A 17,565-nucleotide genomic window follows, 5' to 3' on the forward strand; every position below is an offset into this window, starting at 1 on the left:
GAAAAAAATTAAGTGCACTGTCACCGTAATACCGTAATACCCGAGATTATCGTGTCTCACTTGAGGGGTGCAGTCCAGAAGCGTCCCCGTAAAACGCAAAGTCCGCCGGCCGGAAACCGGCTCTCAGAAGATCAGATCGTGCTGCGGCGGATGGAACCCGACGGCGGCCGCCTCGTATGGGCCCGCGTCGTGCCCGACGGAGTGCAGGTCGTCCGGCAGAAGTGGCATCGGATGAGCGGCGTCGGCGAAAGCCGCATGGACGACCTCGGCGGACGATGCCGGCGTGGGGGCCGCATGGCCGGAGCCGAAGCTTTCCTTGAACCGGAACGAATCGGCCTCCGCCGCGCCCTGGATGGTCACGCTCACCGTCTGGGGCGTCCCGTCGATCGTCGTCACGGTGAAGCAGTCGGTCAGCGTATCGCAGGACCGCAGGGCCTCCACCGCCGGGTTGCCCGGATCGAGCGTGTAGGTCCAGGTGCCGTCGGCCGTCATGGTGAAGCTGCCGTAGCCGTGCTCGCTGGCCTGAGGGCACGTCGTCGCCGTGAAAGTATCGTCCGGATTGTCCACGTCCTTGTCGCTCAAGGTGCCGCTGGCGCTGGGCGGCGGCAGGCAGGAGTAGCTCGGTTCGGTCACGCATCCGTGGGTATCCCCGCAGATCGTCGCCGCGTCGTTGCTGCCCTCGATCGTGACGCTCACAGATTGCGCGGTCCCGTCCGCCGTCTTCACCGTGAAGCTGTCGGTGAGGCTCTGACCGACGTTGAGCGCCTGGACCGCGCAGTTGCCGTTGTCGAGCGCGAAGGTCCAGTGCCCGTCGGGCGTCATGGTGAAGGTGCCGTAGCCGTTGTCGCTGGTCTCGGGACATGCGACCGCGTCGAAGTCGTTCGAAGGTCCGTCAACGTCGACGGCGGTCAGCACGCCGCTGGCGGTCGGGACGCCGTGGTCGGCGTTGTGGACCCCGCCGGCCTCGACCACGCGTCCATGCGTGTCGCCAGAGACGACGGACGGATCGTCCGCGCCCTGGATGGTCACGGTGATCGTCTGCGGCGTGCCGCCGATCGTGGTCACGGTGAAAGTGTCCGTCGTCGTGTCGCAGGCCTTCAGCGCGAGCACGGCCGGATTGGCGTCGTCGAGCGTGTAAGTCCAGTGCCCGTCGGTCGTCATGGTGAAGGTACCGTAGCCGTGGTCGCTGGCGTGGGGTGTGCTCACCGCGGTGAACGTGTTGGCGGGATCGTCGACGTCGGCGTCGGTCAGCGTGCCGCTCGCGGTCGGCGCGGCATGGACGTCGTGACCGGCCGCGAAGGCCATGGCGGTGGCGGCAACCGATCTGGCGGTGGCGCCGGAGATCACGGACGCGTCGTCCGTCCCGTGGATGTCGATGGTGAAGCTTTGGCTCGCCGAGGCGAAGCCGTCGGAGGCGGTGATCGTGAAGTTGTCGGCGCTGGGAGCCTTCAGCGCGTTGATGGCGTCGTTGTTGGGTACGTAGGTGTAGGCGCCGGTATGGCTGTTCACGTAGAGGATTCCGAACGAGCCCGGCTTCTCGACGTCGAAGTTCGCGCCCGCCACCGTGAAGGGGCCGCCGATCCCGCCGGCGATGCCGAAGGTCGGCGCGCCGCCGGAGCCGAAGCTCGAGGCCCAGAAGCTGCCGCTGGACGCGGAGAAGTCGTCGAACACGACCGTGTCGATCTCGACCGGAGTCGAGCCGAGGTTCAGGGTCGGCACCGAATGGATCAACGGCGCATCCGGGACGAAGCTCGCCGGCACAACCAGTCCCTGAAGGGCATGCGGCGCCGTCGGCCCGTCCGGAGCTTCGAAATTGATCGGCTGCGGCGACAGATCGGCCTCGCCGGGCGGCGTGCTGGAGCCGGGCGGCCCGTGCTCCCGCGAATAGTTCGCGAGCACGTCCTGTTGCTGGGCCTGCAGGTCGCCCATCTGCGACGCGTTATTGGCGACCTGGGCGAAGCTGACCGAGGACCCTACCTTGCTCAGGACGACGGTCTGTCCGGGATCGTCGACGATGATGTGGCGCGGCACAGCCTCCTTGGTGACGAGCTCGAAGGAGCCGTGCGCGAAATCCTTGTAAGTGATGCTGTCGTGGTCGAACAGCGCGACGTCCGGATCGGCGCCCCACGCCTCCTTCAGCGCGGAAAGGATCAGCGCCACGAAGGAAATCCCGCCGGTCAGGGACGCGACGCCGAGCCGGCCGCCGGGCGGCGTGCGTCGTAGACCGTCGAAGACCCGTGCCGGCGACATCGCCACGTCTCGCATGTTGTCGTTCCGGATCGTGCCGATGCCGCCGCATCCGCCCGCCTTGCGCACTCGGAAATACGCCATTTCAGGGCACGCCGCGCAGCATGAACGCGGGCCCGACTGACTATTAAGTGGTAGTCCAAAGCCCGATCTGGCCCGTCTCGCGCGGCTCTGCCATCATTCGCGGGGCGATGATGGGGCTTCTCGCGAAGGGAGAAGCGGCATGGACGGGCGACGGACGGTGGCGGGCCTCGCGGCCCTGCGTCTCGGCTTCCTGTGTCTCGGCGTCCTGTGTCTCGGCTTGACCGCATCCCGGAGCGCGTCGGCGCAGAACGCGCCGCCATCCGACGTCAAACCCATCGGCAAGATCGTGATGATCGTCGGCAAGGTGGCGGTCGAGCACGTCGGCGCGGCCGTCGTCCAGACCGCCCTTACCGACGACAAGGCGGCCGTCAAGGTCGGCGACCCGGTCTACCAGGGCGACGTGGTCAAGACCGGCGCCGACGGCAAGCTCGGCATCAATTTCGCCGACGGCTCTTCGTTCAATCTGTCCAGCAACGCCAGCATGGAGATGAACGAATTCGTCTACGACCCGGGCGCCAAATCCAACGCGAGCCTGTTCAACCTGACCAGGGGGACGGCCACCTTCGTGGCCGGTGCCGTCGCCAAGAGCGGCGACATGAAGGTCGACACTCCGGTGGCGACCATGGGCATCCGGGGCACCACGCCCCACATCGAGGTCTCCGACGACGGCACCGTCAGGTTCTCCACCCTGATCGAGGAGGGCAAGGACCGGGTGCTGGACAAGAGCGGCGTTCCGAAGCGCAGGGCGGCCGCTCCGGCGCGGGAGGGGAGGGCCGAGCGTACCCCCGGCATCTGCCGCGGATGCTGAACGCGCGCCTCGGGGCGGCGTCGATCGTGATCCTGCTGCTCGTGCCGGCCGCCGCACAGAAGCCGAACGAAGGCCAGTTCCGGAACGTCGAGCTGTGCAACGGCGCCGCCGCCCCCGACATGCGGATCATGGCCTGCTCGGCCTTCATCGAGGCGAACCAGGGCGGCCCGTCCTCCCTCGCCATCGCCTACAACAACCGCGGCGTCGCCTACGCCGAGAAGGCCGACTACGACCATGCCGCGGCCGACTTCGAAAGCGCCATCGCGGTCGATCCGGCCTTCGTCAAGGCCGTCAACAACCTCGGAGCGGCCAGACTGAGAAAGGGCGACTACGACGCCGCGATCGAGGATTTCGACCGGGCCGTCGACCTCGCTCCGACCTATGCGCGGGCCTTCGCCAACCGCGCCGAGGCCCGGCTGAAGAAGGGCGATCCGACGCGCGCGGAGCGCGACTACGCCGAAGCGGTGCGTCTCGACCCCGACCTAGAAGGGGCTTGGAGCGGCCTCTGCTGGATCCGGGCGAGTTCGACGGAGGCGCGGGACGCCATGGAGGCTTGCGACAGGGCGATCGGCGCCGGCGCCCACACCTCGGCGACCTACGATTCCCGCGCGCTGGCGAACCTCAGGGCCGGACGTTTCGCGGCGGCGATCGCCGACTACGATTCCGCGCTCCGCATCGACCCGAAGTTGGCGGCCGCGCTGTACGGCCGGGGCCTGGCGAAGGCCCGCCGCGGCGACATCGCCGCCGGCGATGCCGACGTCGCGGCCGCGAAGGCCCTCCGGACCGACATCGCGGAGGAATTCGCGCGCTATGGCGTGCACTAGGTGTGGTCTGTCAGGAGGTTGTCCATCTGGTCTGAACCGAGGCACTCCACTGGACCTATGGATACACGGATTACCGCGGCCGGCTGCGCTCGATGATCTCGGCGGCGCCCTTGTCCAGCAGATCGAGTCCCACGGCACGGCCGAGCTCACGCGGACGGTTGGCAGGGCCAGTGCGCAAGGCTTCGATGATGGTGTTGCCGGAGAGATCGAGCACGGATGCAGCCAGCGACATCTGATCGCCGGCGATGGTGGAAAAACCCGCCACCGGCGAATTGCAGTGGCCGTTGAGCACCCAGAGCACCTCGCGCTCGGCATCGGCGCTGGCATGGGCTGAGGGATCGTCGATCGACGACAGGATTTTTCGCGTTTGCCAGTCCTGTGCGGCGCATTCGACCGCGACGATGCCCTGCCCCGCTGCGGGCAGCATTTCGGTCGCGGTGAATTCGTAGGCGATGCGGCTGGAAAGACCAACGCGATCGAGACCCGAGCGCGCCATGATCAACGCGTCCGCGGGTCCCACCGCGCCGCCATCCGGCAGCTTCTGCTTCTCGCCATTGTCGAGTTTTCGCACGCGCGTGTCGGCTGCGCCGCGGAAGTGGATCACTTCGACATCGGGAAACAATCGCCGCGCATAGGCCGCACGACGCACGGCGTTGGTGCCGATCTTGAAACCCTTGCCGCGCGATTGGCGCAGCGCTGCCAGCGTGACGCCGTCGCGCAGCACCAGCGCATCGCTCGCGGGATCGCGCGAGAGAGTGGCGCCGATGACGAGGCCGGGCGTGTCCTCGTTGCCCGGCATGTCCTTCAGGGAGTGCATCGCGGCCTGGAGTTCGCCCGACAGCACGGCGGCCCGGATCTGCGCCACGAAGGCACCGCCCTTGCCGCCGTGCGGCAGGAGCTTGCTGGTCTGGTCGAGATCGCCCGTCGTGTCGAACTTGACGATCTCGACATCGAGACCGGGTATGGCGGCGGTCAGGCGGCGCGCGATCTCGTCCGTCTGTGCCAGCGCCATCACGCTCTTGCGGGTGCCGATCTTGAATCGCGTAGCCAAGCTGTTGCCCTTTCGAGACGCGGGTTTACCGCGCATCCTCCAATATCATATCGGAGGCCTTCTCCGCGATCATGATGATCGGCGCGTTGGTGTTCCCGGAGACGAGGTCCGGCATGATCGAACCGTCGACGACGCGCAGGCCCTCGAGCCCCCTCACCTTCAGCCGCTGGTCGACCACCGCGAGCGCATCATTGCCCATACGACAGGTCGAGGTCGGATGGTAGATGGTGCTGCCGCGCTCGCGGCAATAATCCAGCAGCTCGGCGTCCGTGGATACCTTCGCGCCGGGATCGTACTCGCTGATCACGAACGGCTTCAGCGCCGACGCATGCAAGATCTTGCGCAGGATCTTGAGGCCCTCGACGTTGGTGGTGCGGTCGGTCTCGGTCGACATGTAGTTGATGCGGATCTCCGGCGGCACCGTCGGGTCCGCGCTCCGGATGCGCAGTGACCCGCGGCTTTCCGGCCGGAGCTGGCACACCGACGCGGTAAAACCGGAAAAATCATGCAGCCTCTCGCCCATCTTGTCGGTCGAGAACGGCAGGAAGTGCACCTGGATGTCGGGCGAAGCCAGCCGCGGATTGGTCTTGAAGAACGCGCCTGCGGTGCCGGCCGCGATGGTCAGCCAGCCTTTGCGGAACAGCGCATAGCGCGCGCCGGCGAGCGTGCGGCGGATCGGATTGTTGACGGTGTCGTTCAGCGTAATCTTCTGCGAGCAGCGCATCACGATGCGGACCTGCATGTGGTCCTGGAGATCGTGGCCGACGCCCGGCGCGTCCAGCACGACGTCGATGCCATGCTTGCGCAGCAGATCGGCGGGCCCGACGCCGGAGAGCTGCAACAGCTGCGGCGAGTTGTAGGCGCCGCTCGACAGCACGATCTCCTTTCGCGCCCGCGCGCGGTGCACGCTCGCGCCTTGCCGGAATTCGACGCCGACCGCACGGCGGCCTTCGAACAGCACGCGCTGGCCGAGTGCCTTGGTTTCAACCCTGAGATTGCTGCGCGTCCTCGCGGGGCCAAGATAGGCCACCGCCGTCGAGGCGCGACGGCCGTTGCGCGTCGTGGTCTGGAACAGGCCGACGCCTTCCTGCGTGGCGCCGTTGAAATCGGGATTGTAGGGCAGACCGGTCTCGACCGCGGCGTCGATGAAACCTTTCGACAGCGGATCGGTCACGACCATGTTGGAGACCGGCAGCGGTCCGCCGCTGCCGTGATATTGATCGGCGCCGCGCGTCTGGTTCTCCGCCTTCTTGAAATAGGGCAGCACGTCGTCATAACCCCAGCCGGCATTACCGTGCTGGCGCCAGCGATCGTAGTCCTCGTGCTGGCCACGCACGTAGAGCAGGCCGTTGATCGAGCTCGATCCGCCCAGCGTTTTGCCGCGTGGCTGAAACACCTGGCGGCCCTTCAGCTCGGGCTCCGGCTCGGTCTGGTACATCCAGTTGACGGTCTTTTCCTTGAACAGCTTGCCGTAGCCGAGCGGCACGTGGATCCAGATGTTGGAATCCTTCGGGCCGGCCTCGAGCAGCAGCACGCTGTGCTTGCCGTTCGCCGACAGGCGATTGGCGAGCACACAGCCGGCAGAGCCGGCGCCGACGATGATGTAGTCGAACTCGGGATCGGACGGGGCGAGAATGGAATTTGCGTTCATGCGCTATTGTTCTTCTTGTCAGTGTCGGCGTTTCCAGTGTCGTGATTAGCACAATCATGCGCGGAGGCGCAGCGCCTCGACCAGCGACTTGAACGCACGGGCATATTCCGCGCCCGCCCTTGCGATATCGGCGCGCCCGGCGCAGGCGACCGCGGCTTCCGTCACCGCACCGAGCAGCAGCCGCGCCAGCGGCTCGACCGGCTGCCTTGCGATCAGGCCGGCCTCCATCGCCACCGCGAGTGCGCGCGGCATCTTGCCGCCAAAGTGTTTTGCGTCGATCTCGCGCCAGCGCTCCCAGCCGAGCACGGCCGGACCGTCGCGCAGAATGATCTGGCCGGTCGGCCCCTTGGCGGTCACAGCAAAATAATGCTGGGTGCCGGCGACCATCGCGGCCAGCACGTCCTTCTCGGCGCGCGCGGTGCTGTCGATCTCGGCGACGAGGTCGCGCGAGACCAGGTCGAACACCGCTTCGAACACCGCCTCCTTGGTCCTGAAGTGATGATAGACCGCGCCCTTGGCGACGCCGGCGGCTTCGGCGATCTCGTCCATCGTCGTCGCGGCAAACCCTTGCATCCCGAACAACCGGCGCGCCGCCGTCAGGATCGCCTCCGATGTCGCGGCCCGCCGCTCCGCCTGCTTCGCCATCAGCCCCGTCTAGTCCAATTCGGCGGATCCCACCAGTTGACTTTTCGACCAAGGGTCGGTATTTACCGACCGTAAGTCGGTTTATAACCCGAGGTGCTGCCAATGCCGAGCCGTGAGATTGTCGAAGCCTTTGCAAAGCGGTTGGAGGATGGCGATTTTGTCGGAGCGATCCTCGATTACTACTCTCCGGACGCCGCGACGTATGAAAACCAGACCGAACCCATGGTCGGTCGCGACAAGCTCGCGGCCAAAGAGCGCGGCGTGCTGGCGGCCTTCAAGGAAGTCAAGGCGGTGCGGATCGGGCCGAGCCTGATCGAAGGCAATAATGTCGCCTCACGCTGGAAGTTCAGCTTCACCAATGCCGAAGGTGTGACGCGGACACTCGAGGAGATCGCGTGGCAGACCTGGCGGGGCGACCAGCTGATCGAGGAGCGGTTCTATTACGATCCGAAGCAGATGGGACGATGAACGGGCGCCCTCAAGGCCGAGCTGCTAGCGTCAAACCGCATCCGCCCGCAGCAGCGTATCCACGGTGATGGTTCCCCGCGCGCGGGAGACGCAGGCGCAGATCTTCTGGTTGCTTTGCTTCTGGTGATCACTGAAGAAGACGTCGCGATGGTCGATCTCGCCGTCGACCTCGACGACGTCGATGGCGCAGAGGCCGCATTCGCCGCGCTTGCAGTCGGCTATCACCTCAAAGCCGCTGGCGTTGAGGACATCAAGCATCGAGCGCTCGCGCGGGATTTCGAGCTCGACACCGGAGCCCTTCAGGCGCACGCGGAACGTCTCTGTCGGCAGCGTGCCGCTGGAGCCGAACGTCTCGTAGCGGAGATCGGGAAGCGGATGCCCGGCGCCGATCCAGGCGTGGCGGGCGGCATCGAGCATGCGCATCGGGCCGCAGAACAGCGTCAGCGTGCCCTTCGGCAGTGCGGCGAACAGGCTGTCGAGATCGAGCCGCTTGCCTTCATCGCTGGCATGGACGACCAGGCGGTCGCCGAGCAGGCTTGAGAGCTCGTCGAGATAGGCGGCGTCAGCGCGCCCGCGCACGGCGTAGTGCAGCGTGACAGCGGCGCCGCGGCGCGCCAGCGCCTGTGCGGCACTGATGATCGGGGTGATGCCGATGCCGCCGGCGATCAGGCAATAGTTTTGGCGCGTCCAATCGACCGCGAGCAGCGACGACGGCCGCGTAATGTCGAGCCGTGCGCCCGGCGCGAGCTGCCACATGTAGCGTGAGCCGCCGCGGGAATCCTCCGCGCGGCGCACCGCGATCCTGAAGCCTTGCGGCGAGGCTTCACCGACCAGCGAATAGGACCGTGTCTCGGGCTGGCCGTCGATGGTGACGCTGACATTGATGTGGCTGCCGACCGGATAGGCGGCGCCGTCGAACTGATCCGGGCGGATCAGGAATTCGCGGATGCCGGGCGCAAGATCGCGGGTCGAGACGAGCGTGGCCGGAATCCAGGTTTCGACGAAGCGCATGGTGCCCTCAATCGGTTGCGGTCATGATCCGCGCCAGCGCCGGCAGCAAATCGAGATGCGTGCGGTTGCGCAGCGCGAGCCTTAAGTTGCGCACCGCGAGCCGCGCGTGCTCGCGCATCACGGCTTCGGCACGCGCACCCTCGCGGTTCTCGATCGCGTCGATCACGACGCGGTGGTGCTCCTGCCCGATGATCAGGATCTGCTGCGCCTCGGGCAGTGCCGACTGCGCCATCACGAAGGCGCTCGGCGAGGCGAACGGCAGCGCCGAGGCGCGGTCGATCTGCCGGATCAGCGGCGGGCTGCGCGATAATTCGGTGAGCAGCGCGTGGAAGCGCGCGTTCAGCGCGACATAGGACGAGAACGCTTCGATCGAGATCGGCACTTGCCGCAGCAGCTCGTCGATCGCGGCGAGGCACTCCTTGAGCGGCTCGAGCTCGCGCGCGGAGACGCCGCGCTCGGCGGCAAAGCGCGCGGCGAGGCCTTCCAGCGTGCCGCGCAGCTCGATGGAATCGGAGATGTCGCGCTCGGAGAACGCTTTCACCATGAAGCCGCCGGAGGGGATCGCCTCCAGCAGGCCTTCCTCCTCCAGCCGCACCAGCGCCATGCGCACCGGCGTGCGCGAGGCGCCGGTGGTCTCCACCGCCTGCAGCTCGGAGATGCGCTCGCCGGGACGTAAAGTCCCCGACAGGATCTGGTCACGCAACGCGAGCTGCGCCTTCACGGTCTGCGAGACGGAGCGGTCGACCTCACGTTCGGCCATGATCTACTCCGCGGCCTGGAGCTGCTGCGGCGGGTTCTCCTTCGCGAGCATCCTGTCGATCAGCTTGCGCATCCACATCGCGCCGGCGTCGATATTGAGATTGTAGAAGATGCGGTCCGGGTTCTCGTCCATGGCGCGCTGCTGCGCCTCCAGGATCAGCTCGTCCTCGTGGAAGATGCCGGAGACGCCGTCGCGGATTTCGGTGGTCATGCGCTGCTCGCCGATCTGATAGTTGCGCACGAACGCCCAGAAATAGTGGCAGGTCTTCTCGGTCTCGGGCGTGATGGTGTTGAGCACAAAGCCGTTGACGCCCTGCGAGCGGTCGCCTTCCGGCGCGCCGGTGCCGGTTGGCGCCACGCCGACGTCGATGGCGATGGTGCACGGCGCCTCGAAGCGGATGATCTGCCAGCGGTCGACGAGGCCGGACTTGCCGAGCTGTTTGGCCCAGAACGGCGGCGCCTCGATGCCGCGCATCCAGCGCGTCACGGTCACCGTCTTCTCGCCATGGGTGACGTCGAACGGCGCTTCAGCGACCGCGTCATTGCCGATGGAGGAGCCGTGCACAAACGTCTCGTGGGTGAGGTCCATGAGATTGTCGAGCACGAGGCGGTAGTCGCAATTGACGCGGATGGTCTTGCCGTCGCCGGCCCAGGCCGGATCGTGATTCCAGTGCATGTCGGGCACCAGCGCGGGATCGGCGAGCGCTGGATCGCCCATCCAGAGCCAGACGTAGCGGTGACGCTCGACGACGGGATAGGCGCGCACGCAGGCAGACGGGTTGATGGTCTCCTGCGAGGGCATGAAGGTGCAGCGGCCCTGCGCGTTGTATTTCAGGCCGTGATAGCCGCAGACGACGGTGTCGCCTTCGAGCCGGCCCTTGGACAGCGGCACCAGCCTGTGCCAGCAGGCATCCTCCAGCGCGGTCACCGCGCCGTCGGCCTTGCGGTACATCACGACGTGCTTGCCGCAGATCGTCCGCGGCAACAGCGCCGGCTTGACGTCGGCGTCCCAGGCGGCGGCGTACCAGGCGTTCATGGGGAAGGGTTTTGTCATTGGGCGATCTCCCAAGGCTTATGTATGCGCTATGTATACAATAGCTGGGAGACGGAACGATTCAAGGCCTAAATTGCTGTATTATAATACCGGCTGATGATGCCGTGTATACAGGATTCACCCCGCCGTCATTCCCCGCGAAGGCGGGGAGTCCAGTACTCCGCGGCGGTCGTTGATTCATCAAATCGGCGCCGCGGAGTGCTGGATCACCCGCTTTCGCGGGTGATGACACCTGTTGATACGGCGAGCCCTTCCCTTGGGGGTAACGATAGCGGCGCTCGGCTCGGTCCCTACGCCCCGAACACCTTCTTCAGCCCGGCCTGCGCCTCTTCCTGAATCCGCTTGAGGTGCTCGGTGCTGCGAAAACTTTCTGCGTAGATCTTGTAGACGTCCTCCGTCCCCGACGGCCGCGCGGCGAACCAACCATAGTCGGTTTCGACCTTGATGCCGCCGAAGGGCTGGCCGTTGCCGGGCGCCTTGCTGAGCGTGGCGCGGACCGGATCGCCGGCGAGGTCCTTCAGTCCAAGTTGCTCGGGCGTGACGGATTTCAAGATGTTCTTCTGCGGCGCGGTCGCTGCGACGTCGATGCGGGCGTAATGGGGCACGCCGAGCTCGGCGGTGAGATCGCCAAAGAGCTGGCTCGGATCGCGGCCGGTCTTGGCCATGATCTCGGCTGCGAGCAGGCCGAGGATGATGCCGTCCTTGTCGGTGGTCCACACCGTGCCGTCGCGGCGCAGGAACGAGGCCCCAGCGCTCTCCTCGCCGCCAAAGCCGAAGCCGCCCGTGAGGAGCCCGTCGACGAACCATTTGAAGCCGACCGGCGTCTCCACCAGCTTGCGGCCGAGCTTCTTGGCGACACGGTCGATGATCGAGCTCGACACCACGGTCTTGCCGATCGCAGCGCTGCCGCCCCAGTTCGGGCGATGCGCGAACAGATAGGAGATCGCGGTCGCCAGATAATGGTTCGGATTCATCAGGCCGCCGGTGCGCGTCACGATGCCGTGGCGATCGGCGTCGGTGTCGTTGGCAAACGCAACGTCGAACCGGTCACGCATCGCGATCAGGCTCGCCATCGCATAGGGCGAGGAGCAATCCATGCGGATCTTGCCGTCCCAGTCGACGGTCATGAAACGGAAGGCCGGATCGATCGCCTCGTTCACGACACTGGCCTTGAGGCCATAGCGCGCGATGATCGGATGCCAGTAATGTACGGCAGCGCCGCCGAGCGGGTCGATGCCGATATTGATGCCGGCGGATTTGACCAGCTCGAGATCGACGACATTGCCGAGATCGGCAACATACGGGGTAATGTAGTCGTAGGCGTGAACGGTCGACGACTTCAGCGCTCTGGCATAGTCGATGCGCTTCACGCTCATGAGGCCGTCGGCGAGATAGGCGTTGGCGCGCTTCTCGACGACGCTCGTGACGTCGGTGTCAGCCGGCCCGCCATGCGGCGGATTGTATTTGTAGCCGCCATCCTCCGGCGGATTGTGCGAGGGCGTGACGACAACGCCATCGGCCAGACCCGACGTGCGGCCCTTGTTGTAGGTCAGGATCGCGTGCGAGATGACAGGCGTCGGCGTGTAGCCGCCGTCCTTGTCGATCATCACCTCGACGCCGTTGGCCGCGAACACTTCGATGGCGCTGACGAGCGCCGGCTCGGCCAGCGCATGGGTGTCGATGCCGATGAAGAGCGGCCCGGTCAGCCCCTTTTCTTTTCTGTAGTCACAAATGGCCTGCGTGGTCGCGAGGATGTGGCCTTCGTTGAAGGAGCTCTTCAGCGAGGTGCCGCGATGGCCGGAGGTGCCAAACGCCACCCGCTGCGCCGGGTCCGCCGCGTCCGGCTTGCCCGCGAAATAGGCCGTCACGAGCCGCGGAATGTTGGCGAGCGCGTCCGGCGAGACCACTTTGCCCGCCGCGGGATGTACATCAGCCACTGGAAATATCCTCGTCCTGTCGTGCAGAGATTGCGCCACACCATAGCATCGGCCGGGCCCGCGCCAAGGGCACAACACGCGCGGTGGGCGGCCGTTCCGGAGATCATGCTATGGTCTTCTTTTGATCTGGTTTCGAGTCGGCACATGGTGCGGTTTCACAGGCTTTTGTTTCTGCTGATTGGCTCGCTCGCGATGGGCTTTGCGCCAGCGCGGGCCGCGGAATTCTACACCGAGGACCTCCGCATCCCGATGACGGAAGCCGGGCCGCAGGGGCTGGAGGCGTTTCTGGTCCGCCCGGCCGGGACCAAGCGCTATCCGCTCGCGCTGCTCAGCCACGGCTCGCCGCGCAGCTTCGGCGATCGCGCGACCATGACGGCGCACGCATATTACGGCATCGCGCTCGAATATGCCCGGCGCGGTTTCGCCGCGCTGATCGTGATGCGGCGCGGCTACGGCACCTCGCCCGGCGGCCGGGCCGACAGCGCCGGCGGCTGCGCCAATGCCGCCTATTTGCCGGCGGCAGCGGTTGCGATCGCGGATTTGCGCGCGGCGATCGATGCGATGTCGCGCCGGGCTGATGTCACCACGACGAGCATGATCGCGGCCGGCCATTCCGCCGGCGGGCTCGCCACCGTCGCGCTGACCGCGCAGCCGCCGCCCGGCCTCGTCGCCGCGATCAGCTTTGCCGGCGGCCGCGGCTCGCGCGACGATGACGAAGACGTCTGCAACGAGGATGGGCTGGTGCAGGCCTTCGCCAGCTTCGGCAAGTCCTCACGGGTGCCGATGCTGTGGGTCTACGCGACCAACGATCTGTACTTCGGCCCTGACCTGGCGCGCCGCCTCTATGCCGCCTTTCGCGCCGGCGGCGGCAGCGCGAAATTCGTCACGGCACCGCCTTACGGCGACGACGGCCACTATCTCTATTCCGTGGCCGGCCGCCCGCAATGGACGCCTTATCTCGACGCCTTCCTGCGCGAGCGCGGGCTCGCCCACGACATGCTGAGCCCGCCCGATCCGCTGCCGCCGCCGGGCCATTTCAGTGACGCGGCGAAAGCCGAGTTTGCGCGCTATCTCGCCAGCACCATGCCGCACAAGGCCTTTGCGGTATCGCCCAATGGCGGTTACGGCTGGCGCTCGGGGCGCAACACCGTGGACGATGCGCAACGCGATTCGCTTGCGGCCTGCATGAAATGGTCGCCGACCTGCACGCTCTATGCGGTCGACGACCAGCTGGCGGGGACGACACGACAAATCACCACGGATCAAAGCGCCCGCATACGGTAGGGGCGCGGGCGATCAGATCTTTCGACAGTTGAGATCAGAGCCGCTCGCTGAGCGCGAGCTTGTAACCGACACCGGTGACGGTGGCGATGACGGGCGTGCCGCTGCCGACGAGCTTGCGACGCAGCCGCGCCACCAGCGCATCGACCGTGCGGATGTCGACCTCGGCCTGGCGGTTGCTGACGACCTCGATCAGATAGTCGCGGCTGAGCGGCCTGCCATCCGCACCGACGAGCGCGGCGAGCAGATCGAACTCGGCGCGCGTCAGCGCCACCGGCTTGCCGTCGCTGCCGAGCAGCTCGCGCCGCGTCAGGTCGATGATCCAGTCGCCGAAGGCGATCGAATTGTGGTTGCGCGCCGCCTTGCGGTCGATCGAGCGCCGCCGCAGCACGCTGCGCGCACGCGCCAGCAGCTCGCGCAGATTGATCGGCTTGGTGACGTAATGATCGCCGGCGATCTCGAGGCCGAGGATGCGGTCGACATCGGTGTCGCGGCGGGTCACGAAGATGATGCCCGCATTGCTGGTCGCCTGGATCTCCCTGGCGAGCTCGAAGCCGTCGCCGTCGGGCAACTGCAAATCGAGGAAGACCAGGTCGGTGCGCGCGCGCAGCGCCTGGCGACATTCCGCGCAGGTACCGGCGCCGACCACGTCGAAATTGTTCTCGCTGAAGTAACCGACCAGCATCGTCCGGATCACCGGGTCGTCTTCGACCACAATCAATCGCTCGCGCCCGATAGGACGCAATTCCTGAAGTGCGGAATCGGCCACGATGTTGGATGTCCTGTGTGCGTTTGAGCCGCCCTGAAAATTCAGGCCGCCGCGCGACGCGCTGTCCTGTGAACGTACATTCACGGCTTATTCGAGCCCCCGAAACTGCCTGCTTGAACACTAGGCTTGTTATGCTGCCCAAACAATATTGGTCACGGTATTGAAGTATTAAGTATGAATTGGCCCACACTTCTCACTGAGCGCATCGATGCGCGGAACTCGGCCCCGCTTCGGCCGCGCCCGGCACCAACAAGCCCGTTCATCCGAATCCGGATTCAACCGCCGGTTAACGTAAAGAAAGGCTTCCGCTTCGGTTTGGCCGTCACCGCCTCTATGCTTTCGCATCGCAAGCGCGAGAGAACGGCAAGACCACGGAGCAGGCGTGATGCAGGGGCAGGCCCGGTTGGCCGGTCGGACCGACCGAGGCGCAACGCCCTTCGGCCGCTCGCACAGCCTCGACTTCCTGCGCGGCCTCGCCATCGTCGGCGTGATGGCGATCCACGTCTCGCAATCTTTTCCGTCAAATATCCATGCCGTCGATTACGCCTTCATGTGCGGCTGGACCGGCGTCAACGTGTTCTACTTCGTCAGCGCCATGACAATGTGCCTGATGTGGACACAGCGCACCGAAGCGAGCCCGACGCGCAAATTCTACATCCGCCGCTTCTTGCGCATCGCACCGCTGTTCTGGCTCGCGATCCCGGTCTATCTCGTCATCAACGGCACGGGCCCGAGCACCAACGCGCCGAACGGCATCGGACCGCTCCAGGTGATCCTGACCGCGACGTTCCTGCACGGCTTCTGGCCCGACAGCGTCAACAGCGTCGTGCCGGGCGATTGGTCGATCGCAGCCGAGATGATGTTCTATCTGGTCTTCCCGTTCGTGATCACGGCGTTCGGATCGCGCCGTCATCTCTATCTTGCGCTCGCGATCGTGCTGCACCTCGTCAATGTCTGCCTGTTCAAGCCGTGGGCGTTCGCGCTGTTCTCGGCCTATTACGGCCCCGGCCACGAGGCGTTCGTCTGGAACGCGCTGCACATCAGCTTCCTGAACCAGTTGCCGGTCTTCCTGGTCGGCTGCGCGCTGTTCTTCACGCTGCGCGACGGTTTTGCGAAGTCTGACGCCGCGATCCTCGCAGGCTTCGTCGCGCTGTCCTTTGTCGCCGACCGCGCGACCGGATCGCACGAGTTCAACTATCTCGTGATCAACCTCGTGCTCGGCGCACTCGTGTTCTGCTGCATCCGCCTTGCGATCCGCCTGCAACCACTCGAGGCGCTCGGCCGCAACTCCTATTCGATGTACCTGTCGCATTTCGCGGTGATCTTCGGCCTGCACCAGATCTGGCCGTTCGCGGACGGGCTGGCATCGCTGCTGCTCGCCTATGTCGTCACGGCAGTACTGAGCTATCTGGTCGCGCGCGCGACCTGGCACCTGGTCGAGCGGCACGCGCAGGATCTGGCGCATCGCCTGACATCTTCGGCGACCAAAGCCGCGCGCGCGGAGCCCGTCACCACGGCTCGCGTGGCGCTCAACAGCCGCAGCGCCGGCGTATGATCGGCCTCATGACGTTCCCACCTCGACCCGGAACGACAACTGCTCCTCTGCCCCGGGTGCGATGTGCATCAGGCCCGGCTTGTCGCTGAAATCGCCGTCGAAGTCTTTGGGGCTGGCATAGCCGCGCCAGGGTTCGATGCAGAGGAACGGCGCGCCTGATGGTTTCGACCAGACGCCGAGCTCGCGAAAGCCGCGCCAGGACATTTTGAGCCAAGGCCCGGTGCCATCCGTGGAGGCATAGCGGACCGCATCACTTTTGACGGGGTCGAGGATGACGGCGTCATTGGCGAACAGGGCTTCCGACAGGGGAAGCACAGTGCCTCGGACGGGGCTCGGATCCGTTGCCGCGAGCAGGAGTCCGCCCTCGACACGGCGAACCGGAGACGGCTCCTCGTTCGTGAACGTCAGGGCGTAGCTCTCTTTCGGCACGCCGGCCTGAAGCGGCCAGTTGAAGGCGGGATGGCCACCGAGCGACGCCGGCAATGTCTCCTGGCCGGTGTTGGCGACCGTGAGCGAGAGATCGAGACCGGACTCGTCGAGCGCATAGGCCGCCGTCAGCCGAAACGCGAACGGATAGAGCGCGCGCGTCGCCTCGCTGTCCTCGAGCACGAGCGTGCAACGGCTCTCGCCGCGCTCCGCCCAGACAAAACGGCTGTCGCGCGCAAAGCCATGCTGGGTCATCCGGTAGGTCTTGCCCCGGTACCGCATTTCGTCAGTGGCGAGACGCCCGACGATCGGAAACAGCAGCGGCGCATGGCGCGCCCAGGCGGGACCTGCCGGCCAGACGAACTCAGTGCCGTCCTTGTGCTTGAGCGAGCACATCTCGGCACCGTGCGCCTTGATGGTCGCGGTGAGAGGCCCGCTGCGGATCGTGTGGGTGTCGTCGGTCATGGCAGTCCTCCATCACGCCGAAGGCCCGAAGGGCATCTGGCCTCATGCGAGCAGACCATATCGCACTGGAGACGATTTCGCTCGCCTCGGGACGAGGCGAGCGAACAGCCGCAGCGCTCAGCGAGCGCATTGCCGTGCTAGGCTTGAGACGACCGTCCCACGCTTTCATAAACGAAGCCGGCCGCGGCCATCTCCTCGGGGCGGTAGATGTTGCGGAGGTCGACGACGACGGGCTGCGCCATGATCGCCTTCAGCCGGTCGAGATCGAGCGCGCGGAACTGCACCCATTCGGTGACGATGACTAGCGCGTCGGCACCTTGCGCGCAGGAATAGGCGTCCTCGCAATAGGTGATGCTGGGCAGCTCGCCCTTCGCCTGCTCCATGCCGACGGGATCGAACGCCTTCACCTTTGCGCCCATGTCGATCAGGCCGGTCACGAGCGGGATCGACGGCGCATCGCGCATGTCGTCGGTGTCGGGCTTGAAGGTGAGACCGAGCACGGCGATGGTCTTGCCGCGCAGCGAGCCGCC

The 17,565-nt window shown here is 66.0% G+C and carries 16 protein-coding genes; 5 read left to right on the forward strand and 11 right to left on the reverse strand.

Translation table 11 applies throughout. The features are described 5' to 3' along the window. Window positions 1-123: 123 nt before the first annotated feature. A complete protein-coding gene (locus ABID58_RS18760; RefSeq protein WP_354033788.1) occupies window positions 124-2,331 on the reverse strand; it encodes a VCBS domain-containing protein in 2,208 nt (735 codons plus the stop codon). A gap of 139 nt (window positions 2,332-2,470) precedes the next feature. Between ABID58_RS18760 and ABID58_RS18765 the strand changes: the two genes are divergently transcribed. Then, a complete protein-coding gene (locus ABID58_RS18765; RefSeq protein ID WP_354033790.1) occupies window positions 2,471-3,139 on the forward strand; it encodes a FecR family protein in 669 nt (222 codons plus the stop codon). Continuing rightward, the gene (locus ABID58_RS18770; protein WP_354033791.1) at window positions 3,133-3,963 is read left to right on the forward strand and encodes a tetratricopeptide repeat protein; all 831 of its coding nucleotides are present in this window, start codon (window positions 3,133-3,135) and stop codon (window positions 3,961-3,963) included. The genes ABID58_RS18765 and ABID58_RS18770 overlap by 7 nt, the downstream gene beginning before the upstream one ends. A 70-nt stretch (window positions 3,964-4,033) precedes the next feature. On the opposite strand, the gene hemC is transcribed toward ABID58_RS18770, so the two are convergent. From hemC to ABID58_RS18785, 3 genes are read right to left on the reverse strand one after another with little or no spacing between them, the layout of a single operon-like run. Next, entirely contained in the window at window positions 4,034-5,014 is a 981-nt protein-coding gene (gene hemC, locus ABID58_RS18775; protein ID WP_354033792.1) for a hydroxymethylbilane synthase, read from the reverse strand. A 25-nt stretch (window positions 5,015-5,039) separates the two neighbouring features. Next, window positions 5,040-6,665 carry a GMC family oxidoreductase gene (locus ABID58_RS18780; RefSeq protein ID WP_354033794.1) on the reverse strand — a complete coding sequence of 542 codons (1,626 nt, stop codon included), beginning with the start codon at window positions 6,663-6,665 and terminating at the stop codon, window positions 5,040-5,042. A 54-nt stretch (window positions 6,666-6,719) separates the two neighbouring features. Then, window positions 6,720-7,310: a TetR/AcrR family transcriptional regulator gene (locus ABID58_RS18785; protein ID WP_354033796.1), complete on the reverse strand. Its 591-nt coding sequence runs from the start codon at window positions 7,308-7,310 to the stop codon at window positions 6,720-6,722. Window positions 7,311-7,412: 102 nt separating this feature from the next. Between ABID58_RS18785 and ABID58_RS18790 the strand changes: the two genes are divergently transcribed. Next, window positions 7,413-7,778 carry a nuclear transport factor 2 family protein gene (locus tag ABID58_RS18790; RefSeq protein ID WP_354033797.1) on the forward strand — a complete coding sequence of 122 codons (366 nt, stop codon included), beginning with the start codon at window positions 7,413-7,415 and terminating at the stop codon, window positions 7,776-7,778. A 30-nt stretch (window positions 7,779-7,808) separates the two neighbouring features. Here ABID58_RS18790 and ABID58_RS18795 read toward each other — a convergent pair whose 3' ends face one another. From ABID58_RS18795 to pgm, 4 genes are all read right to left on the reverse strand, one after another. Beyond that, complete coding sequence (locus ABID58_RS18795; RefSeq protein ID WP_354033798.1) at window positions 7,809-8,789, reverse strand: PDR/VanB family oxidoreductase; 981 nt, start codon at window positions 8,787-8,789, stop codon at window positions 7,809-7,811. Between the two features lie 7 nt (window positions 8,790-8,796). Beyond that, window positions 8,797-9,549 carry a GntR family transcriptional regulator gene (locus tag ABID58_RS18800; RefSeq protein ID WP_148753058.1) on the reverse strand — a complete coding sequence of 251 codons (753 nt, stop codon included), beginning with the start codon at window positions 9,547-9,549 and terminating at the stop codon, window positions 8,797-8,799. 3 nt (window positions 9,550-9,552) lie between these two features. Continuing rightward, window positions 9,553-10,602 (reverse strand): aromatic ring-hydroxylating dioxygenase subunit alpha, encoded by a 1,050-nt coding sequence (locus tag ABID58_RS18805; protein WP_354033799.1) that lies wholly within the window; start codon window positions 10,600-10,602, stop codon window positions 9,553-9,555. Window positions 10,603-10,892: 290 nt separating this feature from the next. Next, window positions 10,893-12,539, reverse strand: a complete 1,647-nt coding sequence (pgm, locus tag ABID58_RS18810) for a phosphoglucomutase (alpha-D-glucose-1,6-bisphosphate-dependent) (RefSeq protein ID WP_354033800.1) — start codon at window positions 12,537-12,539, stop codon at window positions 10,893-10,895. 144 nt (window positions 12,540-12,683) lie between these two features. Here pgm and ABID58_RS18815 point away from each other — a divergent pair, with 144 nt between their 5' ends. Beyond that, the gene (locus ABID58_RS18815) at window positions 12,684-13,823 is read left to right on the forward strand and encodes an alpha/beta hydrolase family protein (protein WP_354033801.1); all 1,140 of its coding nucleotides are present in this window, start codon (window positions 12,684-12,686) and stop codon (window positions 13,821-13,823) included. 34 nt (window positions 13,824-13,857) lie between these two features. Here ABID58_RS18815 and ABID58_RS18820 read toward each other — a convergent pair whose 3' ends face one another. After that, window positions 13,858-14,673, reverse strand: coding sequence for a response regulator transcription factor (locus ABID58_RS18820; RefSeq protein WP_148753062.1), 816 nt, complete (start codon window positions 14,671-14,673; stop codon window positions 13,858-13,860). A gap of 301 nt (window positions 14,674-14,974) precedes the next feature. On the opposite strand from ABID58_RS18820, the gene ABID58_RS18825 reads away from it, so the two are divergent. Then, window positions 14,975-16,144, forward strand: coding sequence for an acyltransferase family protein (locus ABID58_RS18825; protein ID WP_354033803.1), 1,170 nt, complete (start codon window positions 14,975-14,977; stop codon window positions 16,142-16,144). 6 nt (window positions 16,145-16,150) lie between these two features. On the opposite strand, the gene ABID58_RS18830 is transcribed toward ABID58_RS18825, so the two are convergent. Together ABID58_RS18830 and ABID58_RS18835 are read right to left on the reverse strand one after the other, a co-directional pair. Next, window positions 16,151-17,035, reverse strand: coding sequence for an aldose 1-epimerase family protein (locus ABID58_RS18830; RefSeq protein WP_354033805.1), 885 nt, complete (start codon window positions 17,033-17,035; stop codon window positions 16,151-16,153). Between the two features lie 137 nt (window positions 17,036-17,172). After that, on the reverse strand, window positions 17,173-17,565 hold a 393-nt coding region (locus ABID58_RS18835), incomplete at its 5' end, for a UDP binding domain-containing protein (protein WP_354033806.1).

Source organism: Bradyrhizobium sp. S3.2.6 (assembly GCF_040546885.1).
Lineage (GTDB): Bacteria > Pseudomonadota > Alphaproteobacteria > Rhizobiales > Xanthobacteraceae > Bradyrhizobium > Bradyrhizobium cytisi.